This is a genomic window from Nitrosomonas sp., from assembly GCF_019635155.1.
Taxonomy (GTDB): domain Bacteria; phylum Pseudomonadota; class Gammaproteobacteria; order Burkholderiales; family Nitrosomonadaceae; genus Nitrosomonas.
On the sequence record NZ_JAHBZY010000002.1, the window covers coordinates 185,430 to 209,149 of the forward strand.

Annotated in this window: 23 protein-coding genes and 1 pseudogene; 11 read left to right on the forward strand and 13 right to left on the reverse strand. The window is 48.7% G+C overall.

From position 1 onward, the window contains the following. Positions 1-10: 10 nt before the first annotated feature. The 5 genes from KF839_RS02430 to KF839_RS02450 form a co-directional block, all read right to left on the reverse strand. Positions 11-757: a class I SAM-dependent methyltransferase gene (locus tag KF839_RS02430; protein WP_292916228.1), complete on the reverse strand. Its 747-nt coding sequence runs from the start codon at positions 755-757 to the stop codon at positions 11-13. A 23-nt stretch (positions 758-780) separates the two neighbouring features. Beyond that, positions 781-1,698 (reverse strand): flagellar motor protein MotB, encoded by a 918-nt coding sequence (gene motB, locus KF839_RS02435; RefSeq protein WP_292916229.1) that lies wholly within the window; start codon positions 1,696-1,698, stop codon positions 781-783. Positions 1,699-1,735: 37 nt separating this feature from the next. Next, positions 1,736-2,596 carry a flagellar motor stator protein MotA gene (gene motA, locus KF839_RS02440; protein WP_292916230.1) on the reverse strand — a complete coding sequence of 287 codons (861 nt, stop codon included), beginning with the start codon at positions 2,594-2,596 and terminating at the stop codon, positions 1,736-1,738. A gap of 214 nt (positions 2,597-2,810) precedes the next feature. Beyond that, positions 2,811-4,634, reverse strand: coding sequence for an ABCB family ABC transporter ATP-binding protein/permease (locus tag KF839_RS02445; protein ID WP_292916231.1), 1,824 nt, complete (start codon positions 4,632-4,634; stop codon positions 2,811-2,813). Between the two features lie 21 nt (positions 4,635-4,655). Then, a complete protein-coding gene (locus KF839_RS02450) occupies positions 4,656-5,924 on the reverse strand; it encodes an NRAMP family divalent metal transporter (protein WP_292916232.1) in 1,269 nt (422 codons plus the stop codon). Positions 5,925-6,101: 177 nt separating this feature from the next. Between KF839_RS02450 and KF839_RS02455 the strand changes: the two genes are divergently transcribed. Beyond that, positions 6,102-6,506 (forward strand): hypothetical protein, encoded by a 405-nt coding sequence (locus KF839_RS02455; protein ID WP_292916233.1) that lies wholly within the window; start codon positions 6,102-6,104, stop codon positions 6,504-6,506. A gap of 6 nt (positions 6,507-6,512) precedes the next feature. Here the strand turns inward: KF839_RS02455 and KF839_RS02460 are convergent, their stop codons facing one another. The 3 genes from KF839_RS02460 to KF839_RS02470 are packed head-to-tail and all read right to left on the reverse strand — an operon-like array spanning position 6,513 to position 10,526. Then, positions 6,513-6,815 (reverse strand): hypothetical protein, encoded by a 303-nt coding sequence (locus tag KF839_RS02460; protein ID WP_292916234.1) that lies wholly within the window; start codon positions 6,813-6,815, stop codon positions 6,513-6,515. Positions 6,816-6,871: 56 nt separating this feature from the next. Next, complete coding sequence (locus tag KF839_RS02465) at positions 6,872-8,590, reverse strand: cation:proton antiporter domain-containing protein (RefSeq protein ID WP_292916235.1); 1,719 nt, start codon at positions 8,588-8,590, stop codon at positions 6,872-6,874. A 37-nt stretch (positions 8,591-8,627) separates the two neighbouring features. Beyond that, positions 8,628-10,526: a spermidine synthase family protein gene (locus KF839_RS02470; RefSeq protein ID WP_292916236.1), complete on the reverse strand. Its 1,899-nt coding sequence runs from the start codon at positions 10,524-10,526 to the stop codon at positions 8,628-8,630. Positions 10,527-10,804: 278 nt separating this feature from the next. Here KF839_RS02470 and KF839_RS02475 point away from each other — a divergent pair, with 278 nt between their 5' ends. The 6 genes and pseudogenes from KF839_RS02475 to KF839_RS02495 all read left to right on the forward strand — a co-directional run bounded on the left by KF839_RS02475 (position 10,805) and on the right by KF839_RS02495 (position 13,996). Then, a complete protein-coding gene (locus KF839_RS02475) occupies positions 10,805-12,544 on the forward strand; it encodes a dihydroxyacetone kinase family protein (RefSeq protein WP_292916237.1) in 1,740 nt (579 codons plus the stop codon). Positions 12,545-12,680: 136 nt separating this feature from the next. Continuing rightward, positions 12,681-12,911 (forward strand): type II toxin-antitoxin system MazE family antitoxin, encoded by a 231-nt coding sequence (gene mazE / locus KF839_RS02480; RefSeq protein WP_292916238.1) that lies wholly within the window; start codon positions 12,681-12,683, stop codon positions 12,909-12,911. After that, complete coding sequence (locus tag KF839_RS02485; RefSeq protein WP_292916239.1) at positions 12,904-13,245, forward strand: type II toxin-antitoxin system PemK/MazF family toxin; 342 nt, start codon at positions 12,904-12,906, stop codon at positions 13,243-13,245. Before mazE ends, KF839_RS02485 begins: the two co-directional genes overlap by 8 nt. A 66-nt stretch (positions 13,246-13,311) precedes the next feature. Beyond that, positions 13,312-13,527 (forward strand): hypothetical protein, encoded by a 216-nt coding sequence (locus KF839_RS02490; protein ID WP_292916240.1) that lies wholly within the window; start codon positions 13,312-13,314, stop codon positions 13,525-13,527. A 12-nt stretch (positions 13,528-13,539) separates the two neighbouring features. Next, positions 13,540-13,668 (forward strand): annotated as a pseudogene (locus KF839_RS14925) (toxin-antitoxin system TumE family protein); the annotation flags it as partial. Beyond that, positions 13,649-13,996: an HVO_A0114 family putative DNA-binding protein gene (locus KF839_RS02495; RefSeq protein ID WP_292916241.1), complete on the forward strand. Its 348-nt coding sequence runs from the start codon at positions 13,649-13,651 to the stop codon at positions 13,994-13,996. The pseudogene KF839_RS14925 and the gene KF839_RS02495, both read left to right, overlap by 20 nt. Before the next feature lie 51 nt (positions 13,997-14,047). Here the strand turns inward: KF839_RS02495 and KF839_RS02500 are convergent, their stop codons facing one another. From KF839_RS02500 to KF839_RS02520, 5 genes are all read right to left on the reverse strand, one after another. Further along, positions 14,048-14,695: a hypothetical protein gene (locus tag KF839_RS02500; RefSeq protein WP_292916242.1), complete on the reverse strand. Its 648-nt coding sequence runs from the start codon at positions 14,693-14,695 to the stop codon at positions 14,048-14,050. A gap of 58 nt (positions 14,696-14,753) precedes the next feature. Next, positions 14,754-17,081, reverse strand: coding sequence for a nitric oxide reductase activation protein NorD (locus KF839_RS02505; RefSeq protein ID WP_292916243.1), 2,328 nt, complete (start codon positions 17,079-17,081; stop codon positions 14,754-14,756). A 55-nt stretch (positions 17,082-17,136) separates the two neighbouring features. Further along, positions 17,137-17,943, reverse strand: coding sequence for a CbbQ/NirQ/NorQ/GpvN family protein (locus KF839_RS02510; protein WP_292916244.1), 807 nt, complete (start codon positions 17,941-17,943; stop codon positions 17,137-17,139). Between the two features lie 130 nt (positions 17,944-18,073). Continuing rightward, a complete protein-coding gene (locus KF839_RS02515; protein ID WP_292916245.1) occupies positions 18,074-18,430 on the reverse strand; it encodes a ribulose bisphosphate carboxylase small subunit in 357 nt (118 codons plus the stop codon). Positions 18,431-18,510: 80 nt separating this feature from the next. Then, positions 18,511-19,932 carry a form I ribulose bisphosphate carboxylase large subunit gene (locus KF839_RS02520; RefSeq protein WP_292916246.1) on the reverse strand — a complete coding sequence of 474 codons (1,422 nt, stop codon included), beginning with the start codon at positions 19,930-19,932 and terminating at the stop codon, positions 18,511-18,513. A 237-nt stretch (positions 19,933-20,169) separates the two neighbouring features. Here KF839_RS02520 and KF839_RS02525 point away from each other — a divergent pair, with 237 nt between their 5' ends. The 4 genes from KF839_RS02525 (at position 20,170) to rimO (ending at position 23,691) form a co-directional block, all read left to right on the forward strand. Next, a complete protein-coding gene (locus KF839_RS02525; protein WP_292916247.1) occupies positions 20,170-21,084 on the forward strand; it encodes a LysR family transcriptional regulator in 915 nt (304 codons plus the stop codon). A gap of 99 nt (positions 21,085-21,183) precedes the next feature. After that, positions 21,184-21,888, forward strand: a complete 705-nt coding sequence (locus KF839_RS02530) for a hypothetical protein (protein ID WP_292916248.1) — start codon at positions 21,184-21,186, stop codon at positions 21,886-21,888. A 15-nt stretch (positions 21,889-21,903) separates the two neighbouring features. Further along, positions 21,904-22,128, forward strand: coding sequence for a hypothetical protein (locus KF839_RS02535; RefSeq protein ID WP_292916249.1), 225 nt, complete (start codon positions 21,904-21,906; stop codon positions 22,126-22,128). Between the two features lie 228 nt (positions 22,129-22,356). Beyond that, positions 22,357-23,691 (forward strand): 30S ribosomal protein S12 methylthiotransferase RimO, encoded by a 1,335-nt coding sequence (gene rimO / locus KF839_RS02540; RefSeq protein ID WP_292916250.1) that lies wholly within the window; start codon positions 22,357-22,359, stop codon positions 23,689-23,691. Positions 23,692-23,720: the final 29 nt, after the last annotated feature.

The following is a 23,720-nucleotide window of genomic DNA, read 5'->3' on the forward strand; positions in this document are numbered from 1 at the left end:
TCCGTTACTGTTACAGTCGCCAAAGATAAAGCGTTGAGTTGGAAAAATCATTCAACTGAATGCTTTTGTCCGGTGCGACGCCGGGAATAACAAAAGTATTGCTGATTAATAGACTGCCCGGACGCATTTCTTTTTTTGCTTTTTGCCAAAGCGAATCCATGGGTACCGGCGAAAGATAGGCATAAACCACGTCATAGCGTGAAAAATCGTGTTTCCAGAAATCCCCCCAGTGCACATCGTAATCAGAATCGAACAAGCTTCGTAGTTTACTAATAACAAACGGAATAGGGGCGGATTCAATGCCATGAAACGACCCGTTGCCATGGATCCGGGCCAGATTTTTTAATAATCCGCCGCAGCCGCTTCCCAAATCGATAAAAGTGAATTGATTTTGTTTGGGTAATAATGTTTCGAGCGCCTGGTTGACAGTTTCACTGGAAAGGTACAACGGTACTTGCGTCACAAATGACTTGCCGTAAATTAATAGCAAGCCAAGGAACATCACTAAGTACCAGGTTGCTGAAATGTCAAATGCCAGGGTGATAATGACCAGCGGCATAAACAGGAAATGTATGGGTACCCACCACACGGGCGATTTCGCCAGGAAACTCAGTAATCCGGCCAGCAATCCCTGTAGTATCGCCCACTCGAATAAGCTGGCATGGACGGTTACCATCGACATTAATGTTCCGGCTGTAGCGGTCGATGCAATCTGGATCAATAACGCAATAATGGCGGGATGAAAACGTTTTGGCATTTTTGAGTAGTCCGTGTGATTGTTTAAGGGTTCTGCAGCAATTCCGTGTCCGGTTGCGCTTGCATATCAATATCGAGGGTCGGATTATCCATCGTTACCGCTTTCTCGGCCCGCTCGTTCAATACCACAATGCTGATGCGGCGGTTGATTGGATTGAGCGGATCATCCTTGTCAAAAAGAACCGCTGAAGACAATCCGATGACCTGCAGGACTTTGTTGGTATCCATGCCGCCGACAATCAATTCGCGGCGTGATGCATTGGCGCGATCCGCTGATAATTCCCAGTTGCTGTAGCCTTTATCGCCGGAAGGAAAAGGCTTGGCATCGGTATGTCCGGAAAGACTGATCTTGTTGTCGACATCGTTCAGCATCTTGCCGATTTCACGCAAAATGGTTTTGGTATAAGGTTGCAATTCCGCTCTGCCCAACGCGAACATCGGACGGTTCTGCTCATCGACGATTTGGATTCTTAAACCATCCGAAGTAATGTCCAGCAGCAATTGATTGGCAAACTTTTTGAGCGAAGGATTGTTTTCGATCGCTTCTTCGATTTTTTGTTTCAATCCTTCCAGCTTGATACGCTCCGCCCGTTCCCGGATGATTTTCTTGGCTTGGGCGCTGTCATCATCTTTTATCGCACCCTTTTTGACTTCGCCATGCTGGCGCGTTAAATCGGTGCCGCCACCTTTAAGTACGCTATTGCTTTCGCCAATCGACGATCCGCCCATCAAAGCGACTTTCAACGGGGTTTTGAAATATTCCGAAATCCCTTCCAATTGGCTCTTGGTCGACGATCCCAACAACCACATCAATAGAAAGAATGCCATCATCGCGGTCACGAAGTCGGCATATGCAATTTTCCAAGCGCCGCCATGATGCCCTCCCGCGACTTTCTTGATTCTTTTGATAACTATCGGTCGCTGTGCAAGATCGTCAGCCATAATGGTTCCTGTCGTTCAAAGAGAAAGAAATTAATAGTTATTTGGATTTGCTTTGCTTGACATGTTCTTCCAATTCCAGGAAAGACGGTCTTTCGGTTGTGAATAGAACTTTCCTGCCGAACTCCACTGCCAGGACCGGCGAATAACCGTTGAGATTGGCGAGCAGGGTGATTTTGATACACTCGAACATCTTGCTGGATTCGTGAAGGTTATGTTCAAGCTTTCCGGCCAATGGGCTGACAAAACCGTAGGCCAGCAGAATTCCCAGGAAAGTACCGACCAATGCTGCGGCAATCAAAATACCCAATTCACTGGGCGGCAAATGAACCGACTCCATGGTATGTACCACCCCCATGACTGCAGCCACAATACCGAAAGCCGGCAACCCGTCGCCGAGTTTCGAGATCACATGGATCGGGACTTCGCCTTCTTGATGGTGCGTTTCCAGCTCGCTGTCCATCAAGCTTTCAATCTCGAGCGAATTCAAATTGCCGCCTACCATCAAGCGCAGATAATCCGTAATAAATTCGGTGATATGGTGATCCGCCAGAATATCCGGGTATTTCGTGAAAATCGGACTGTTGGAAGGATCGTCGACGTCTCCTTCGATCGACATCAAGCCTTCTTTACGGACTTTGCTGAGTATTTCATACAGTAATGTCATTAAGTCCATATACAATGCTTTGTTAAGCTTCGAACTTTTGAATACGGTTGGTAGTGCCTTCAGGGTGGCCTTCAATGCCTTGTTTGAGTTGCCGACAACGAATGCCCCGATCGCGCCTCCACCGATCATGAGAAGTTCCACAGGCTGCCATAATGAAGCCAAGTGACCTCCGGCTAAGGCAAATCCGCCGAAAACAGAGATAATAATAATGAGATACCCAACGGATACAAGCATTGCGATGACTCCCTAGAATGTAATTACGCAATTGTTGATGGCAAATTCTGGATTGGGAAGTTAACACATCCATGCAAAATTCATTCGTGGGGATAAAGTCGGTTTTCTCCCGGTATTTTCAGGTTCTTTATTTTTCCAGGAAACGGAGCATCGCTACGATGCGGCAAACAGTGCGTAATCGAGCATTTCGAGATTGCAGCGAGGGGGCGGAAATTTATAGAGACGGTTGACGAATAGTGATCGCCGGTTGCTTAGTTTGCGCGATTTCTTCTTGCTGTTGTAATTCCCACATGTGAGCATAGGTGCCGTTGGCGGCAAGTAACTGTTGATGCGTGCCGCGCTCTATGATTCGGCCCTGCTCCATGACAAGAATCTGATCGGCATCGGCGATCGTCGAGAGCCGATGAGCGATCGTTAACGTGGTGCGATTAATTGCGATACGCTTTAATTCGGCTTGAATGCGTTTCTCGGATTCCGAATCCAGCGCCGATGTAGCTTCATCGAAAATCAGAATGGCCGGGTTTTTAAGGATGGTGCGCGCAATGGCAACCCGCTGTTTTTCGCCGCCGGATAATTTCAAACCGCGCTCACCGACGACCGTTTCATATTTCAACGGTAGCCGTTCAATAAAATCATGAATATGAGCGGCGCGCGCCGCTGCGAAGACCTCCTCCGACGTTGCATCCGGGCGTCCATAGGCGATGTTGTAATAAATACTGTCATTGAACAACACCGTATCCTGCGGAACGATGCCGATGGCTGCGCGTAAACTTTGTTGTGTAATGTCGCGAATATCCTGGCCGTTGATCGAAATGCAGCCCGATTGCACATCGTAAAAACGAAACAACAACCGCGCCAGTGTTGATTTTCCGGAACCGCTGTGGCCCACCACTGCGACATTTTGCCCGGCAGGAATGTCAAACGTTACGTCGAATAAAATTTGGCGGTTCGATTCATAAAAAAAATCAACATGGTCAAACCGGATGGCCGCGCGATTTGCACTCAGTACTTGAGCATCCGGTTTGTCCATTATTTCCCGGTTTTCTCCAAGCAGCGTAAACATCCGTTCCATATCCGCCAGCGAATGTTTGATTTCCCGATAAACAAAACCGAGAAAATGGAGCGGCATGTAGAGTTGCAGCATGAACGCATTAATCAAGACCAGATCGCCCAGCGTCATGCTACCGGCGATTACATGATCCGCAGCGAGAAACATCAGCAACGTAACGCCGATGGCGATGATGGCGCTCTGCCCGGCATTCAATGTGGCGAGCGACGTTTGGTTGCGCACGGCGGCTTTTTCCCAGGCTTGCAAATGCTCGTCATAGCGCCGCGCTTCCCAATTCTCATTGGCGAAATATTTGACCGTCTCATAATTCAGTAGACTGTCAATGGCTTGGGTATTCGCTTTCGAATCCATGTTGTTCATGGTGCGGCGAAAAATCATGCGCCATTCGGTCACAATCAGCGTAAGTGCAATATAAGCGAGCAACGTTGCAGCAATAATGCCGGCAAACCAAATATCATATCTTCCAATCAAAATGGTCAATACCAAGCCGATCTCGAGCAAAGTCGGCAGAATATTGAATAGCATAAAATTGAGCAAAAATGAAATGCCTCGCGAGCCGCGTTCAATGTCGCGTGAAACGCCGCCAGTCTGACGTTCCAAGTGAAAACGCAGCGATAATGAGTGCAGGTGCAAGAAAACCTTGATGGCAACACGCCGGATAGCGCGTTGCGTTACCTTGGCGAAAATGGCATCGCGCAATTCACCGAATAATGTGCTGCATAATCGCAAAACACCGTAGCTGATCAATAGAAAGACGGGTAACATCAGCTCGGCGCGGGGTTGATCCAGGGCGTCGACAATTTCTTTTAGCACCAGCGGCACCGAGACGTTCGCGACTTTTGCCAATACCAGGAGTGTCAGCGCCAAAATGACTCTGGCTTTGAATTCCCACAGATAAGGTAACAGCGCTGCGATCGTTTTCAGGTTATTTTGCGTGGCCGCAGGTTTTTCCAGACGAGTTGGACGCATGACGGTTGTTCGCGGCGTTACCTAGAGCAACAAATAAAAGATAGAACAAGCGGATAAAGCGGCGACACCGAACCAGCACCAGATCCACATGAGTTTGCCCGGACGGTATCGGTCGGGCATATGGCGGCTGAAAACCGCCTGCATGTTTAATATCGCGATGATCGGCGCAGCGACAAACGAAATGACGGTGGCGATTTTAACCATCTCGCGCATGGAAGCCAGATAAAAGAACAAGATAAACAGAGTTCCCGCGATTAAAATTACCAAACCGATCAGATAGGTGATGTTACGATTCCGTTGCCGAATCCGATCTGGAAACAGTAATTCGAGTGAAGCGCTGATCGAGCGTGGAAATGCATCAAGCACGGTCAACGTAGTGCTGAACATGGTCGCAATTGCCGCGATGGCGACGATTGGATAAGCCCAATCTCCGAGGGCTTGCTGGTACATGTCGAGTAGCTGTCCGGCAAACGCCGCGCCCCCGGCGGCAAAAGGAATGCCGCTGCCATACATGACCAATGCGCCGAGCAACAAAAAGCAAATCGCTAGAAATGCCGTGCCGATAAAGCCCACGCGGAAATCAAACAAGGTTTCCTGCATGGATGAGATTCTGCCATCGCTGTCATTTTTACTTTTTGACCAAATCGAATGCCATATTGAAAGATCCAGAGGTGCCGGCATCCATCCCAGAAATGTCGCTAAAAAGATTAAATGTGCGGTATCCGAAAAATCGAAAAAGACCGTAGCGGTTTTATGATGTCCCGGGTTGTCGAACAACAGCATGATAACTGCGGCAATTGACGTGATCGTCAATATCAGGATGATGATTTTCATCAACTTGTCGAGCAATACATAGTGACCGCTGACTAACAGCGTAAAAGAAATTAACAGTAAAAGGCTGCCAATGATGAAGGCGACCATTTGCGGCTCGTGCCCGCCAAGACCTTCAAGTCCGAAAATATTGGTAATAAGACCGGCAGTGACAACCGTAATGGCTGCTTGTACGATAAACATCGTGGCGACCGCCATAAATAAATAAAGCCATACCGCCCATTTTCCGAGTTTCAAATAGCCATGCAGGATATGCTGACCGGTCGCTGCGGTGTAGCGGGGGCCGAATTCAAAAAAAGGATACTTGATGGCATGAATGATGAGGATGGCGATAATCAATTCAAAACCGAACATGCCGCCGGCTTGCGTCGACTGCACCAGATGGGAAACGCCAACGGCCGCTCCGGCATACAGTAAGCCGGGGCCCAAGCGCGAAAGAAAACGGTTAATCAATGTCATTGGTTTCTTATTCTTTCATGGAAGTCAGTTGGAAATGATATTTTATTACCCGGGCATTCTGCAGGATTCGCAAGTAAGGTAAGCGGTGGAAAATTGTGTGCCTTGTTGTATAGCTTGATTGAAAATCGGATACGATTCATCATATGTCATTATTACTTTGCTTCGCGGAGGTTGGAAATGGAAATTACCTGTTACCGTGATCCTGAAATTAACAGGGAAGCGCGCTATTTACCAGCAAAATCATATAACTTGGCCGTTACTTTGTTATCAAGATGCACAACCCGGCATTTGTTTGTACCGATTCGCAGCATGCAGTATATGGCGATTATTGATCATGATGAATTCGTATTTATTGATGGTGAGCGCAAATGCTGGATCGATATCGCCTGGTGCAACTTTAAACGCCATGACCGGAATACGCTGGATGAGCCGGTTGCCTATGAAGCCATTTATTATCGCGATCATATGCCGGAAATAATGCTGCGATTACAACGCGAATTTCCGCTGGCGCTACAACTTCTGGAAAGCAAGTCCAGACTGGACGGACCGGCGCGGGTGATTCATTTCCCTGCGAAAGCGTAATCGGCGCTAATCATCGTCACCCAATTCGGCATCCCAGCCTTTGCTTTTTGCATGCCGGATCGCTGCATCATAAATTGCAGTGTGCCGTTCGCGGAGTTCGTCCGGTAAACGGCTCGGCAGGTGCGCATACGGCTCCCAAGCATCATGAACCTTTTCATATAAAACTTGCATTTGCGAAGTGCTCCAGCCGGCGCATGTTTCCGTTTCCGGTAAAAGACCGAATACCCAGGCATCGCGCACGACCCGGCCGAGATGCGTGAGTCCGCCGTTGTTATCGTCATAAATACCCACATAGAATTGTTCTGCCATAGATGATTTCTCTTAATGATTTAATAGATTGTAAAGTTTCTTCAGCGATAAAGAACTCAGTGTGCGCTTAGCTTCGATCCCGATTTCGTATCGAATCGATCCAAAATATGATGCGACATATTTTTAGCCAACTCCTCTTCGGCAAAGAATACCGTACCCAGATTATCTTTACGCAATAATTTCGTTTCGTCTTCACTGCGCGCGTGCAATACAATTTCGATATCCGGGTTTAAGGTGCGTGCGATATCGATCATGTGCCGGGCGTTCAGCGGATTCGGCGTTGCGATCACCAACATGGCGGCATCCGTGATATGCGCCTGGATCAACACCGACGGTTCGTTTGCATCGCCGGAAACGGCATTTATGCCTTGCTTGCGTAAATCCTGCACCAATTCGCGATTCTGTTCCGCGACGATAAAGGGGATATTTTTTTCATTTAACGCCTGCGCAATGCGTTCTCCAACATGACCATAGCCGACCAGCACAACTTGACCCTCGAGAAATTTACGCTCCGTGCTCATTGGTAATTCCGCAAAGGGATCGTCCCGGTTTTCGTATTTGCGAGCCAAAGCGGAATGTTTCAGGATCAGATTCCTGAACGGCGTGATCGCGGCGAATGCAATCGGATTGAAAGCGATCGAAATGAGCGCTCCGGCAAGGACCAGACTCATGCCCTCGGCTGGCATCAAACCCAGAGATAATCCCAATCCCGCCAGAATAAAAGAGAATTCCCCAATTTGCCCGAGGCTGGCGGCGACCGTCAGCGAGGTGTTGAGCGGGTAGCGCAGAATCAATACCAGTAACATGGCTGCCATGGATTTGCCGACAATGATAATAGCCGCGACCGCTAGAACCCGTACCGGCTCATCGACTAACACGGCGGGGTCGAACAGCATACCGACGGAAACAAAAAACAGCACGGCAAAAGCATCGCGCAATGGCAGAGACTCTTCTGCAGCGCGATGACTGAATTTGGATTCGCGCATGACCATGCCGGCAAAAAACGCGCCCAGTGCAAACGATACGTTGAACAGCGCGGCTGCGCCGTAGGCGATGCAAATGGCGACAGCGACAACCGCCAATGTGAACATTTCACGCGAACCGGTGCGGGCAACTTGCCATAATAACCACGGCAGCACCCGGCGGCCGACGATCAGCATCAATGCGATGAATGCCGAAACCAGCAATAACGTTACGCCGATAGTGCGCCATAGTGGTTCGGTCGGATTGCCGTTTTCATTGGCACCCCCCAGCATGGCTGCGAATGAAGGCAACAGCACCAGAATCAAAACCGTCACTAAATCTTCGACGATCAACCAGCCAACTGCGATGCGGCCATTCATGGTTTCCAGGAAGCCGCGCGATTCCAGCGCTTTCAACAGCACAACGGTGCTGGCGCAGGATAATGACAAACCAAATACCAGTCCGGCGCCGATGCTCCATCCCCACCAGGAAGCCAAGGTCATTCCCAAAGCGGTAGCAACCGCCATTTGCACGATCGCACCGGGTACCGCTACGCGCTTGACCGACAGTAGATCGTTCAGGGAAAAATGTAATCCTACACCGAACATCAGCAGCATAACGCCGATTTCGGATAATTGCGACGCAATGCCGACATCCGCGACGTATCCCGGCGTAGATGGGCTGATGGCGATGCCGGCCAGCAGATATCCCACCAGTGCCGGTGTTTTTAGACGTTCCGCGATAAAGCCGAAAATCAAAGCCAAGCCAAAGCCGGCTGCGATGGTTGTGATCAATGCAATATTATGGTCCATAGAATTCCAGGATTATTAGTCATACTTGATTTGTATTTCAGGGCGCTTCAGCCGGTTCGACATCAACCGGACGATTTTCCGATAATGCGGGTGTCGTTAAGAATTTTTCAAATTCCAGGCGTTCTTCTTCGATCGCGTCCAGAATCTGACGTTTGAACTCGTCGCGAGAAAAAGCTTCCTCCAGCATTAGCAAAAGTTTTTCGACAGTCAGACCGATCGTGATGCCGCCAATAATACCACCGATAACTGCACCGATTGCGGTGCCAATGCCAGGGATAAATGATCCCAGCGCCATACCGGTGGCAGCGCCGGCAGCAGCACCGCCTAAGGCACTGACCGCTTTGCCGGCGGTTACTTTGATCAATGCTTGCGCGCCGAGTTTGATAATCCCTTTGCCGGCTACTTTGGCGGTAATCTTGCCGGCGATAGCGCCGGTAATCGCACCTGCGGTACCGATACCTCCAGAGATCAGCATGCGGTTTTCCAGATTAACGATGACACTGTGCGCAGGTGGCTCTCTGAGCGCATTCAAAGAAGCATGCCGGACAATTTCCAGTTGCGCATCGTTAATGGGTTCAACGCGATTGTCGGCCAAAATCCGTTCGACTTGTTGCAGATGATCGGCGCGCAATTGCTGGTTACTTTGCAATACTTCTTCAATGGATTGCTGCACCGGACCAAATGCATTACCCCTCATCAAATAGCTCTGCAGTTTCTCCGTCATCCAGTTTTCCAGAACACCGGTGGCCAGCGCCAGAATCCGTTCGTATTCGCCGGGCAGGCTATAGTACCAATCGAGATACGCATCGACGTTATCGACCATTTGTTGAAAACCGACACCTGTGGTTTCGCGCAGTTTTTCCAGCGAAGCTTCCATTTTGCCGAGGGTATCGAGGTAGGCTTGCTCGATCTGCTCTGCGGTGCCCGGTTTATAGTAATCGTCCCCAATCATTTCCACGGTTTGTATCACGCTTTGCTGCGAAGCACGTATTTCGTTGACGGTTTCAGGATTGGAGCGCAGCCAGGCATCTACATAGACCGTTGAAGGCACATAAATAAAGAAAACAAAGAAGGTTGTGAAAGCTGAAGTAAGCGCCCAGGCCCATGGCGATACCGCTGGCGGTTCATCGCTATCCTGAATAGGCGCAAATACCCGTCGGTACTCGGATAACGGCACGATGAAACTGGAAATCCCGAGCATGACGTTGTAAAAAAACAGTAGGCTGCCGATAAAAACGCAACCAAGGTATAACACGTCGCTCAAAGAATGCAGACTGCCCAATGCATAGCGTTTCATACCTTCGATAAAACCCAGCAACCGGCTGGTTTCGAGAATTAAAATGCTGTTGGTCGTTCCATCCAGTTTTTGACTTTCCGCCGCGACCGCTTCCGCCAATGAAGCATATTGACGACTGGCGTCGGTGTGATTGACAAAAACGACGAAAAGTACCGCCATCGTCAAGGCGGAGACCCAGCGTGACCAGCTTAAGGTTTTATGCATGGCGATATAAGGTTTGTATTCTTTGGCCGCAATGGGTGAAAAAAGCGTGTAAATAACAGCAAATGCCGGAATGGCGGCGAAAAAAACGATCCATTCCTGTTTCTCGGCGGAACCCAGATAAAACAACAACAAGAACGCAAACACCACAGCCCATAGCAACCATCCGATATATGCCAGGATTCGCCGGGTTAGCAACCAGTGTAAAATACCCAATTTCTTAAACTGGCTGGTGCGATAAATTCTTTCAATCGTGACTGCGTAAATCGCGGCAAAATAGATCGGCAAGCCAAACAGCAAAGTAACCGATAATGCAAACCACAATTGCTTATCCGGGATCAATCTTCCAAAATAGAATGCAAACCCCAGCCAACCTGCAGAAAGCGCCAAGAACACCAGGATTCGGGTGAAACTCAAATTTTGAAACGCTGAAAACAATGCAATGATTCCTTTATGATCGGCAACCGGAGTGATTTAATTGGGTAGCAGGCTGATTCAGCGCATCTGCGCGATTCGCACGCAGTATCGGATTTTATCAGACTACGGAGTGGCGAGATAATGGTTCGTGAGTGGATCAAGACAAAAATCAAATTAGCAGTATTGGGATCGACCGGCCGTTTCGCGGAAGTATTGCTGCGATTTATTTGAACGGCGGCTTATAATTCCACTGGGAGCGATAGCGTTATGAATATTCCGATTGAAATCTGAAACTGACAATGACTTATTTATTTAATGATCCGGCGCAATTTGCCGCCGAGCTGGCCGATGGATATGCCGCCGCGCACCGCGACAAAATCCAGCGTATCGAAGGCGGTGTTATTCGCCGGTACAAGGCGAAGCCAGGTCAAGTGGTGGTGGTGATCGGCGGCGGTTCCGGGCATTATCCCGCATTTGGCGGTTTTGTCGGACAAGGATTGGCGCATGGCGCCGCACTCGGCAATGTTTTTGCCGCGCCGTCGACGCAGCAAATTTGTAATGTAGCACGGGCGGTCAATGCGGGCGGCGGTATTTTGTTTTGCTACGCCAATTATGCCGGTGACGTGCTCAATTTCGAGCAAGCGCAAACGCAGCTTCGCGCACAAGGTATCGACGTGTGTTCGGTGGTGGTGACCGACGATATCGCATCCGCTTCCGTGAATGAGCAGCACAAGCGCCGCGGTATCGCCGGTACCCTGGCGGTATTTAAAGCCGCGGCGGTTGCGGCGGATGCCGGAAAATCGCTGGATGAAGTCGCCGGAATTGCGACTGCAGCCAACCGCCGGGTGCGTTCGCTGGGTGTGGCGTTTTCCGGCTGCACATTACCAGGTGCGGCTAAACCGCTGTTCGAAGTAGCGCCGGGAACCATGGAAGTCGGCATGGGCATTCATGGGGAGCCCGGTTTGGAACGGGTAAAAGCGCCGAGTGCCGATGGTCTGGCGGAAATGCTGGTCAGCAAGTTGCTGGCTGAAATACCTGAAACTGTTGAAACAGTTCATGGTGCGCGCATCAGCGTCATTCTGAACGGCCTCGGTGCGGTGAAATACGAAGAATTATTCGTGGTGTATCGTAAAGTTGAACAACTGTTAACCGCGTGTGGTTTGCGTATTGTCGCGCCGGTGGTGGATGAATTGATTACCAGTTTCGACATGGCCGGCGTGTCGCTGACGTTGTTCTGGCTTGACGACGAGCTTGAACAAAGCTGGCTGGCTGCTGCCGATACGCCGGCTTTTCATCGTGGCACGATCATGAGCACCGGACCGCTGATCGACCATGTCATCGAATCGGCAGGTTCGCAAGGAAAATTCACCATCAAACCGGGCTCGGCGGATTCGCAAACAACCGCCAGAATTATATTGGCAGCGTTCGAAGCGGCGCTTGGTGCCGTCGAAACGCAGCAAGATGAACTGGGCCGGTTGGATGCAATTGCCGGTGACGGCGATCACGGCATCGGCATGCAGCGTGGGTTGAAAGCCGCCGTCGATGCTGTCAGAACAGCGATAACATTTCGAGCCGGAGCAGGGACGGCATTAGCGGCCGCCGGCGATGCCTGGTCGGATCGCGCCGGCGGCACCTCGGGGATGTTGTGGGGCGTTATCCTGCGCAATCTTGGTAATTCTGTCAGCGATGAAACCAAGCCGGATGCTGCAATGATTGCCGCGGGCATTACAGCGGCACTGCAAGCTGTTATCGCTGTCGGCAAGGCGCAGCTCAACGACAAAACGCTAGTCGATGTGCTCTACCCATTTTCCTTCGCGTTGACAAAAGGCGCCACGCAAGGATTCTCAATTGCGGAAGTCTGGATAGCCGCTGCGGAAGTGGCCAAGCAATCCGCCGAAGCAACCAGAAACCTCACGCCCAAGATCGGTCGCGCCCGCCTACACGCGGAAAAAAGTATCGGGACACCCGATCCGGGCGCGGTTTCGATGGCGTTGATTATTGATGCGGTGAGTAAAATTATTAGAAAGCATTGCGCTTGATTCGTAAGGCAACTGCAATAAAAATGCACTGTTTGAGGTTGAATTATTAATGAGTTGAGTCGTTTTCTAATACATTGAACAATATTCATACTGATTGGTGTGATAATATTGTCGCATTGTAAGTATGAGGTAATTCATGACATATCGAACGACTATTACATTGGATGATGAAGCCTATCTGTTCCTGAACGATATTGCGGGCGATAACCGCAGCGCTTATATCAACGAATTGTTGAAGCAGGAACGCAAGAATTTTCTTAAACAGGCATTGATTAAAGCCAATCAGGAAGAAGCTGCCGATTTGGATTACCAGGAGGAATTGCAAGCCTGGGAGAATACGTTATCCGACGGCTTATCGAATGACTGATTTCAAGCAGCTCGATATTTACTGGATCAATCTGGAACCGGCCATAGGTGCGGAAACCAAGAAATTAAGACCCTGCGTCGTCATTCAAGGCGATCTGGTTAATAATCAATCGAAAACACTGATCGTTGCACCCTTGCTGCCCAATCATAAACTCTGGCCTTTCGCGGTGAATCTGGAACCCAATCCGGAAAATGGCTTGGACAAAGACCGGCACATCAATCTCAAACGACTGCGTGCTATAGATGTTTCCCGGATCGGTAAACTGCAAGGAAAGTTGGACAAAAGCTATCTTCCGGCGATCAAGAATGCGCTGGCCATTGTGTTTGATTGGTAGGTGCGGCAGAAAAATATGCGGGGGGGTGTAACGTTTTTACTGATGACGTGAGGTTATCCTGGCAGCTTGCCAACATACATATTGGTGCAACTGACAACAACCCAGGGTGTTGTCATGATCGCAAACATGAAATCCATCGAGCTTTTGCGGCAGCGTATCGGGTATTCCGAGGGTCGATTTGCCGAACTTGTTCTCTGGCAGGTTGTGGAGCCGGTGGTGAAATCCAAACATTTATTCAAATATCGTCCTGCCTATGTTGTGAAAGGGCGATGCGTGTTGTGATATGACAATGAAGCCGGAAAAGGCGATCATCGTCACTGGAATGACCGGGAATTCGAATACAAATTTACTAGCCCGGAGAAATTGCTATCTGATTTTCAACATGATATTGAGAGGTGGAACCATGAAAACGGTTATTCTTGACGTGCGGGAGCCGAAGGAAGCAATGACTGGCTTCGCGCGTGCATGGCATTTGAACGAGCAGCAAGAAACAGATCGCATCAGTTTCGCATCCCCCGAGTTGTTGTGGAAGGTATTGACCGCGAAACGTTGGGAATTGCTAAAAACGCTTTGTGGTGCGGGCCCGGTTTCCATCCGCGAAGCTGCGCGGCGGGTGGCGCGCGATGTCAAGGGCGTTCACGGTGACGTGACAGCATTGCTGGAAGCAGGATTGCTCAATCGCACCGAAACCGGCGCGATTGAATTTCCTTATGAGGCGATTAAGGTGGAGTTTTTGTTGCAAGCGGCTTGATGGAAATTTTGGAGTTCCTGGCGTCACTCCAATCTGCCGCGCTGCCGTCCATCAGTGTAGTGAATCCTTTCTTGAAAAAGTTACTTTTGATCTAGAACGAATAGAATCAGGGTCATCAGAGTATTTCGTTATTAAGATACATTCGAAAGAATTCACACTTTCTTCATTTTCAGAAATACGATTAACCTTGCAATCAGTAAATTGATATGATGGTGCTGGAGGTCCATAGTCTTTTTTGTATGCTAACCTTGCTATAGCTTTAAAATTGTCCATTGTGAATTTAGGTAGCTTATTTCGACCGTCACTTTTAACATCGTCAAAGAATCCATTTAAAGAAAGGGCTAATAGTGGTTCATGGTGCATTGATCGTGTAATTTTAAAACTTATATACACTTCATACTTTTTTGCGTTTTCTTTCCATATAATGATAGTCTTACCGTCGGCCATTAATTCTTTTGGTTTTTTTTCATCAAGCCAGATCTCATAGTTGGAGTTATAAGACCAGATTCCCTCAAAAGGTTTTTCTTTTTCTTTAAGTAATTCGATGATTTTTTTTGTACCGTTACTATCAACCCAAAACAGAATTACAGGCGATAATGCAGTAATAAGCAATATAAAGGCAGTGATAAGTTGTATTCTTTTTATTTTTACTTCAAGAGAAAAAATTTTTGCTTGCAAATTATTTTGATAATCTTCCATTTTCATGCATCAATGTATTAAAAGTAGATCTGAAAAATAACATAGATATGGGTAATCCTTACCTCGTCAACCCCGCATACAACACCGGTAATTTTTCAGGCAGCCGTTCTACGTGATCCACCACTAAATAATTGCGTTCGCCGAAAATGCGCGAGACGTATTGATCGGCGCGTGGGTCGAGGCTCATGCAGTAGGTGAGGATACCCGAACGGCCGGCTTCTTCGACGGCTTTCTTGGTGTCGTGGCGCAGGTATTGCGGGTCGCGCACGTCGACATCCGCCGGTTCGCCGTCGGTGATGACCAGCAGCAGTTTTTTCGCCGATTTTTGCAGTTTCAGGTAATGCGTCGCATGGCGCATTGCGGCGCCCATGCGGGTCGACAGTTGCCCGGTCATGCCGGCGAGTTTGGCTTTGGGGATTTCGTCGTAGGGCTGATCGAAGTCCTTGAAGCGGAAGTATTCGACGTCGTGTCGCCCGTCGGAGCAGAAGCCATGGATCGCGAACGGATCGCCGATTTTGTTGATGGCATTGGCGAGCAATACCGTCGCCTGGCGTGTCAGGTCGAGCACCGAGTAGTCATGACCGGCGACCTTATCGTTAGTCGATTCCGACAGGTCGAGCAGCACCAGCACCGAAATGTCGCGTATTTTACGCACCGAACGCATCATGATGCGCGGGTCGGGTTGCATGCCCATGCGGATATCGATCATCGAACGGATCGCAGCATTGATGTCGATTTCGTCGCCGTCCTCGAGTTTGCGGATGCGGCGCGTGCCTTGTGGCTGCATCGCATCGAGCAAAAATTTCATGCGCGCGATTTCACGTTTGTATTGGTTGGCGATGTCGTCAATGCATTGCATGTCGCCCATTTTGGCGCGTTTTTCCTGTACCGTCGCCCAATCAGGGCGCTCCAATTGGATTTGGTAATCCCATTCGGAGTAGTGATAGGGGGCCGATACCGGCTCCTTGCCTTCCATATCGTTGTACGATACGCCCATATCTTCGTACGGGAAAAATTCGGTGCCCATGACCCAGATTTCCTCGGCGTCATCACCGGCGGTTTCGACGTCGAGTTCGTTGGCGAATTCCATCACGTTGACATATTTGCGTATTTGTTTGGGGGCATCGTAACCGGCGGATAGCGATTTGTTGAAGTCGAATTCCTCGAATTCCCAGAAATAACGATTATCGTCGCGGTACGGTGCGGTGAGCACGTCGGTACGCGGGTTGTATGGAATTTTCTTGCTCATGAAACTGTGAGCGAGTTGTACGCCGATGTCCCACGAGGTTTTGTAGTGATCGAGCTGATCGTGTGCGGCTTTGAACAGTCTGCGGCCTTCCACGATCCACGGATCCTTGTCTTTGTAATCCGGGTCGAGCAGGGCGCGCGCCAAGCGATTCAGATAGTCGCCCATGGTCGTGTTCATGTCCGGGTTTGCGTCGTGCAGCACGGACCAAGTTTTGCGCAATCCCGGGAAACGGCGGATCGATAATTCCTCGATGCGTGCGTCTTCGATGACGGAGATCACCGCCATTTGCAGCGGGTTCAAGCTTTCCGCGGAAATGGGTTCTTTGGTTTCCACCAGATGCGCGGCAGCATGCGCGGCGGCGGCGCGATAGACTTCGGTTGCGGAAACGTCGCCGAAGCTGTCGTAAGCATCGGGTAAGTGAATAAAGTAATTTTCGATGAACGGCTTGTAACCTTCACGCGTTTCAAAATCGCCGGAAGTCGGTTTCATAAAGAAATCGCGGGCCCATAACGCGCGTAGATACATATTGATGCGGCGTTGCACATCGACAAACAGCGTACCCTTCCGCTCTTTTTGTAATACTGCGAGCGATTCCTTTGATTCCAACCCGAAATAACGAATTTGCTCTTCGTAATCGGTGCGATGCGCGTGCGCGCCCCACATTGCCCAGCGGCGCAGGCCGCCGAGGGTCAGTTGCCCGAATAGGATATCCAGCTTGTTGAGCATAGGGCGCATGCCGCGTGGCGCTTGGGCGATCAGAGTATTAAGGAATTGCAGGTAGTTTTGAAACAACTGCGCATCGCCTAGACGCTTGGCGGCGGTGTGGGAAGTTGCTAATACCAATTCGATCACAGCGCCCGAAGTTCTTGAAGCGAGCGAGAGTACGGTGGTCGCCAGATCACTGATAATATCTTCACCAATTTCTTTAGTGACTAATGGGATTTCATCGATCCAGCAATCCACCAGGCTGCGCCCGCGCCCTAATCCACGGATCGCCGATGCGCCTTTCAGATAATTATCCAGCCCGCGCGCCGAAAAAGTTTTAACCGCTTCGGGCCAAGCATGATGGAGTAGCTCGATCGATTCCGGTTCCAGATCCTCGAGTAATTCTTTGTAATCGTCCAGATTGATACTCATGGCAGCACCTATTTATGTTTCAGAACAAATCAACAATATTCGCTGATAGAAGCTTTTAATTAAAGAATGTGCTGACAGCCGCATCCAGCGCATCGCGCATATCCGGATCATCGGTGATCGGCCGCACCAATGCAACGCGGCAGGCCGCATGCGCATCGACTTTCTTGGCAATCAAGCTGCCTGCGTAAATCAGCATCCGCGTGGAAATGCCTTCATCCAGTCCATGCCCCTTGAGGTTACGCGCGCGTTCCGCGATCGATACCAGTTTTTCGGCGACATCGACGGCCACACCGGATTCGTGTGAAACGATTTCGCTTTCGATATCATGACTCGGATAGTTAAAGTCGAGTGCGCCGAAACGTTGTTTGGTCGATTGTTTCAAGTCCTTCATCAAGCTTTGATAGCCGGGATTGTACGAAATCACGATCTGAAAATCCGCGTGCGCTTGGATCAATTCGCCTTTTTTCTCGAGTGGCAACACGCGGCGATTATCGGTCAACGGATGAATCACCACGGTGGTGTCCTGGCGTGCTTCCACGACTTCGTCGAGATAGCAGATGGCGCCGTAACGCGCGGCAACCGCGAGCGGGCCATCTTGCCAGCGTGTACCGTTGGCATCCAATAGAAAACGTCCGACTAGATCGGATGCAGTCATGTCTTCATTACAGGCAACGGTGATCAGCGGTTTTTTCAGTTTCCATGCCATATATTCGACAAAGCGCGTTTTGCCGCAGCCGGTCGGGCCTTTCAGCATCATCGGCATGCGCACCGAATAGGCGGCTTCATAGAGTTTCACTTCATCCGCGACGGGATGGTAATAAGGTTCTTTTTTGATGCGATATTGATCAATAATAGTGCTCATGACAGACTCCTATAGAAACAGTCTTTATCGAGATGCCCTCGAGTAACTGCAATCCAAATTCCGGTGAAAAAAAACCCCCTGCCCTGTTTAAGGGAGAAGGGGGTCTTGCGGGTTCGAACCCCGTTATTACTTAAACCGTCTTGCCGCGGTAAATCACCATGGCCGTGCCTTGGGATTGGTTAAAATTGTTGTAGCCAATTAAACGGACATGGTTGTTCGGATTGGCTTTATGGCACGCAGCAGCTTCCGCCAGCACGCGATCTACATCAGTTTCACCAAACATAGGCAGTTTCCACATATACCAGTAAGAGTCCATTACATACTCCGGTTCTGTATGTTCGATAGCAGGATTCCAACCTTTGCTGATCAAATACTGTACTTGTTTCTTGATATCCTTGTCGGCCATTGCAGGCAGGTAGGAGAATGTTTCAAACTTACGGCTTGCCGGGTCACTGACACGCGATTTGTAATCTATTACTTCACTCATTATTTATATTCCTCATTTTCAGGGAGATGAAGAAGAAAAGAAATATAACTATTTGCTTTTCTTCTTTGGTTATATATTGCTTATTTGTGCGCTATATCGAGTTTATCAACGGTATCGAACTCGAACTTAATCTCTTTCCATGTTTCCATGGCGATTTTCAGTTCAGGGCTGCTTTTAGCCGCTTTCGTCAGAATCGCTTTACCTTCTTTCTCGATTTCAACACCTTGGTTACGCGCTTCTACGCAAGCTTCCAGCGCAACGCGGTTAGCAGCGGCGCCAGCAGCATTACCCCAAGGGTGACCTAACGTACCGCCGCCAAATTGCAAGCAGGCATCGTCACCAAAGATTGAAACCAGCGCTGGCATATGCCATACGTGAATACCACCCGAAGCAACTGGGAATACACCCGGCATAGAACCCCAATCTTGATCGAAGAACAGGCCACGGCTGCGATCTTCTTTAATGAATTCATCGCGCATGGTATCGATCCAACCGAGGGTTGCTGCGCGATCGCCTTCCAATTTACCGACCACGGTACCGGAATGCAGGTGATCGCCGCCTGACAAACGCAGCACTTTGGTTAAAACGCGGAAATGGATACCATGGTGCGGGTTACGGTCGAGCACCGCATGCATTGCACGATGGATGTGCAACAGCATTCCGTTGTTGCGGCACCAGTTAGCTAAGCCTGTGTTGGCTGTTAAACCGCCTGTTAAGTAATCGTGCATAATAATCGGCGCATTTAATTCTTTAGCAAATTCAGCACGTTTGTACATTTCTTCCGGGGTCGGTGCGGTAACGTTCAGATAGTGACCTTTGCGTTCGCCGGTTTCGCGTTCTGCCTTATGCACGGCTTCCATCACGAATTCGAAACGATCGCGCCAGCGCATGAAAGGTTGGCTGTTAACGTTCTCATCGTCCTTGGTCAAATCCAAACCGCCACGCAAGCATTCATACACGGCACGGCCATAATTTTTAGCGGAAAGACCCAGTTTTGGTTTAATGGTGCAACCTAATAGCGCGCGGCCATATTTGTTCAAACGATCGCGTTCCACTTGAATACCGGCTGGAGGTCCACCGCATGTTTTGACGTAGGCGATTGGAAAGCGAACGTCTTCCAAACGCAACGCGCGCAACGCTTTAAATCCAAATACGTTACCAACCAGCGAGGTCAGTACATTAACCACGGATCCTTCTTCGAACAGATCGATAGGGTACGCTACGAAAGCATAGAAACAGGAATCATCTCCAGGAACGTCTTCAATCTTGTATGCACGTCCTTTGTAGTAATCCAAATCGGTCAACAAATCGGTCCACACAGTCGTCCAAGTGCCTGTAGAAGATTCTGCAGCCACTGCCGCTGCTACTTCTTCACGAGGTACGCCAGGTTGTGGTGTGATTTTAAAACATGCCAGAATGTCTGTATCCAGTGGTGTGTAATCGGGGGTCCAGTAAGTTTGGCGATATTCTTTTACACCAGCGTTATATATTTTTACGGCCATAATAGTTTCTCCAGTTAAATCCCTTTTCATATTCAAAAAACCTTGAACATGAGCAGGTACTACGTTACAAAATAACTGCCTAAGTGACTGCTTAAGCTTGCTTTTTACGACTACACGACTACTTGAAATAGCTCAAATTGTTAGGTTGCAACTATAGCGCGATAAGATTATAAGAACAAATCAATAATTCTAATATTTATGATAAGGTATTACTTATAAAAATTGATGGACTAAATCATGTTTCACGTAACGTTACGGCAACTCAAAGTTTTCGAGTCTGTGGCTCGGCATTTGAGTTATTCGCGAGCCGCAGAAGAATTACATTTGACTCAACCGGCTGTTTCCATGCAAATAAAGCAATTGGAAGACAACATTAGTTTACCGCTATTCGAGCAACTTGGTAAACGAATTTATTTGACGAATGCCGGACATGAGCTCTATCAATATAGTCGCGCCATTGCGCAGCAATTGTCCGATATGGAAGTGGCGCTGGATGAATTAAAAGGAATGGAGCGCGGTAAGTTGAATATCGCCGTGGTAACTACGGCCAATTATTTCGCGCCGCATTTGCTGGCGAAGTTTTGTCAACGTTATCCCGGAGTGACGGTTAGCTTGAACGTGTCTAACCGGGAAACGGTATTAAAACAACTGGCGGACAATCTGATTGACCTTGCGATCATGGGGCAACCGCCTGAGAATCTCGATATCGAGAGCGAATCCTTCATGGAAAATCCGTTAGTGGTGGTCGCGCCGCCGAGCCACCCATTGTGTCAGGAGCATGATATTCCAGTCAAGCGGCTAGCCAATGAAACTTTCCTCGTCCGGGAATCAGGATCCGGGACACGGAGCGCGATGGAGCGTTTTTTTTCCGCGCACAAGATTAAAATCAATAAGGGAATGGAAACCGATACCACGGAAGCTATTAAACACGCTGTGCAAGCCGGGATGGGGTTGGGAATTATGTCGCGGCATACCGTTGAACTGGAACTTGAAACCAAGCGTTTAAAGATACTTGATGTGCAAGGTCTTCCTATCGTGCGTTATTGGCATGTCGTGAATCGGAAGAATAAACGCTTATCCAGCATTGCCAATGCTTTTAAGGATTTCCTGCTGAAAGAGGCTGAAAAATTGATGTCGATGACGAAACAATGAAAATACGATAGAAAACCTTTGATATTTATTGATTTATCTTGTGAGATTATATATGAGAATATTCTTACTTCATTAAGTCTATTTTTTACGAATATTACCATGCATGCCGACCAGGTTTTCAAGCCAGTTAGAGGTGCTTCCGCTTATAGCACATATGTGGCGTGTGGTTTATGTGCATTATTAATATTGCTGATAGACTTAAAAATACCGCTCGGCATCGCGATTGGGATTTTGTATATTGTCGTCATACTGATTTCATTGAAATCATCCAATAATCACTTCACCATAGTGGCCGCCCTGGTTTGTACGGTATTGGTGTGGATCGGTTATTTGGGTTCGCCTCGGGGCGAGGTGAACGTGCATGTTATTTATATCAATCGTTTCTTAAGCGTGCTGGCAATTTGGGTTACTGCAATTTTGACCCTGATGCATCGTGATAGCATTCATCAATTGCATCAAGAACGGTTGAAGAATTTGCAAACGAAAAAAACAGTTGAAATTCAGGAAGAGAAGTTAAAAGTATTAAAAGCTACGATGCATACCGTTCAGGATATCATCGGCAATTTTCTGAATAACCTCCTGATTGTAAAGATTGAGATCGATTGCAATAAAACTTTGAACAATGAATCGCTTCGCAAGCTTGATGCGACTATTTACGATACATCGCAACGCATCAATCAATTGACCAATTTGAATGAAGTGCGTGAAAAAAGAATGGCGGGAAATTTAATGGGCATTGAATATGATGCTTCGAAGTCAGATATGGCTGTTGATCGTACACATGATAAACTTACGAAAAAATAGTATAAGGGGATGAGTGTGATAGGGCAGGGATCCGGGGGTAATGTACTGGCAGCGGTTTGTAGTTTCTTCATTCCAGGGCTTGGTCAGTTAGTGCAGGGGCGTTTGCTGCCAGCCTTGTTATTTTTTGTAATCACGGGGTTAGGTTATTTTTTCTGGGTGCTGATTGTTCCGGCAGTGATTGCCGGAATTTTTCATCTTTGGTCGATTATCGATGCCGCGCGTTTTAGCGGACCGGATTAATTAAATTTCAGGCTTGATCGATTGCAAAGCTTTTCTTTCATTTTTGCTATTTTTCCCCAGGCTTTTGGCTGTCATGCGATTGGCGTTTCAAGAATAGCCATGCCGATAAACTTAATACAACCCCAAATTGGGCGGGGCTTTATCGAGTAAAGTTGCGGTCGATTATCGGCTAAAATCGTACGTTTGTTTCTCACCGGCGGTAAATTATTCTTTTCCGAATCTGCAATTATGTCTTCATCCAAACAAATTCCAAATAAAGTTGGTTTTATTTCATTAGGTTGCCCGAAAGCACTGGTCGATTCCGAGCAAATACTGACGCAGTTGCGTGCCGAAGGGTACGAAATCTCGCCATCTTACGATGACGCCGATCTGGTAGTGGTCAATACCTGCGGGTTTATCGATAGCGCTGTTGAAGAATCGCTGGATGCCATCGGAGAAGCTCTGGCCGAGAATGGTCGCGTTATCGTAACGGGTTGTTTGGGCGCGAAAGAGGATGGCGAAGTGGTCAAAAAAGCGCATCCGCAGGTTTTAGCGGTAACCGGACCGCATGCATTGCCGGAAGTGATGTCGGCGATTCATGCGCATTTACCGCAACCGCATGATCCTTTCTCCAGCTTGATACCGCCGCAAGGGATCCGGTTAACACCCAAACACTATGCCTATGTCAAAATCTCCGAGGGTTGTAATCATCGCTGCACGTTTTGCATCATTCCGTCGATGCGTGGCGATTTGGTTAGCCGACCGATTCATCAGGTTATGCAAGAAGCGGAGCATTTAGTCGATGCCGGTGTGAGAGAGTTATTGATTATTTCTCAGGATACCAGCGCGTACGGCGTGGATGTAAAATACCGGACCGGTTTCTGGCAGGGGCGGCCGATTAAAACCCGTTTGACCGAGCTTGCTCAAGCATTGGGGTCATTGGGTGTATGGGTACGGTTGCATTATGTGTACCCTTATCCCCATGTCGATGAGGTCATACCGCTGATGGCGGAAGGTAAAATTTTGCCGTATCTGGATGTACCGTTTCAACACGCTAGCTCGAGAATTTTAAAAGCGATGAAGCGACCTGCCAATGCCGAGAACAATTTGGCAAGAATCAAACAATGGCGGCAAATATGCCCTGACATCACGTTGCGCAGCACGTTTATCGTGGGTTTTCCTGGTGAAACCGAGGAGGAGTTCGAAGAACTTTTGTGTTTTTTACAGGAAGCGCGGTTGGATCGCGTCGGCTGTTTTGCATATTCGCCGGTTGCAGGTGCCGCAGCCAATCAACTGCCAGGACAGGTTCCGGAAGACGTCAAGGAGCAACGCAGGGCGCATTTCATGCAGTTGCAGCAAGATATCAGCCGTCAGCGATTAGCCGAGAAAGTCGGGCAAAAGATGACAGTGATGGTGGATCAATTGACCGAACATCAGATAGTTGCGCGCAGTAGTGCCGATGCGCCGGAAATCGATGGGCTGGTATACGTGGACAATGCCGGACAAGTTCAACCGGGAGATTTCATCGAAGTGGAGATCACGGATTCCGACACGCACGATTTATTTGCTGTTGCGTTGACCTGATAATTCGGAATATTGAAGCGGGCGCCTAT

What these genes read in the sequence shown, in the direction of transcription:
- KF839_RS02525 (WP_292916247.1), top strand. Translation starts at nt 20,170, where the DNA reads ATGTTTCACGTAACGTTACGGCAACTCAAAGTTTTCGAGTCTGTGGCT.
- KF839_RS02455 (WP_292916233.1), top strand. Translation starts at nt 6,102, where the DNA reads ATGGAAATTACCTGTTACCGTGATCCTGAAATTAACAGGGAAGCGCGC.
- KF839_RS02450 (WP_292916232.1), bottom strand. Translation starts at nt 5,924, where the DNA reads ATGACATTGATTAACCGTTTTCTTTCGCGCTTGGGCCCCGGCTTACTG.
- motA (WP_292916230.1), bottom strand. Translation starts at nt 2,596, where the DNA reads ATGCTTGTATCCGTTGGGTATCTCATTATTATTATCTCTGTTTTCGGC.
- KF839_RS02505 (WP_292916243.1), bottom strand. Translation starts at nt 17,081, where the DNA reads ATGAGTATCAATCTGGACGATTACAAAGAATTACTCGAGGATCTGGAA.
- mazE (WP_292916238.1), top strand. Translation starts at nt 12,681, where the DNA reads ATGACATATCGAACGACTATTACATTGGATGATGAAGCCTATCTGTTC.
- rimO (WP_292916250.1), top strand. Translation starts at nt 22,357, where the DNA reads ATGTCTTCATCCAAACAAATTCCAAATAAAGTTGGTTTTATTTCATTA.
- KF839_RS02485 (WP_292916239.1), top strand. Translation starts at nt 12,904, where the DNA reads ATGACTGATTTCAAGCAGCTCGATATTTACTGGATCAATCTGGAACCG.
- KF839_RS02460 (WP_292916234.1), bottom strand. Translation starts at nt 6,815, where the DNA reads ATGGCAGAACAATTCTATGTGGGTATTTATGACGATAACAACGGCGGA.
- KF839_RS02520 (WP_292916246.1), bottom strand. Translation starts at nt 19,932, where the DNA reads ATGGCCGTAAAAATATATAACGCTGGTGTAAAAGAATATCGCCAAACT.
- KF839_RS02465 (WP_292916235.1), bottom strand. Translation starts at nt 8,590, where the DNA reads ATGGACCATAATATTGCATTGATCACAACCATCGCAGCCGGCTTTGGC.
- motB (WP_292916229.1), bottom strand. Translation starts at nt 1,698, where the DNA reads ATGGCTGACGATCTTGCACAGCGACCGATAGTTATCAAAAGAATCAAG.
- KF839_RS02430 (WP_292916228.1), bottom strand. Translation starts at nt 757, where the DNA reads ATGCCAAAACGTTTTCATCCCGCCATTATTGCGTTATTGATCCAGATT.
- KF839_RS02510 (WP_292916244.1), bottom strand. Translation starts at nt 17,943, where the DNA reads ATGAGCACTATTATTGATCAATATCGCATCAAAAAAGAACCTTATTAC.
- KF839_RS02475 (WP_292916237.1), top strand. Translation starts at nt 10,805, where the DNA reads ATGACTTATTTATTTAATGATCCGGCGCAATTTGCCGCCGAGCTGGCC.
- KF839_RS02515 (WP_292916245.1), bottom strand. Translation starts at nt 18,430, where the DNA reads ATGAGTGAAGTAATAGATTACAAATCGCGTGTCAGTGACCCGGCAAGC.
- KF839_RS02445 (WP_292916231.1), bottom strand. Translation starts at nt 4,634, where the DNA reads ATGCGTCCAACTCGTCTGGAAAAACCTGCGGCCACGCAAAATAACCTG.
- KF839_RS02495 (WP_292916241.1), top strand. Translation starts at nt 13,649, where the DNA reads ATGAAAACGGTTATTCTTGACGTGCGGGAGCCGAAGGAAGCAATGACT.
- KF839_RS02500 (WP_292916242.1), bottom strand. Translation starts at nt 14,695, where the DNA reads ATGGAAGATTATCAAAATAATTTGCAAGCAAAAATTTTTTCTCTTGAA.
- KF839_RS02530 (WP_292916248.1), top strand. Translation starts at nt 21,184, where the DNA reads ATGCATGCCGACCAGGTTTTCAAGCCAGTTAGAGGTGCTTCCGCTTAT.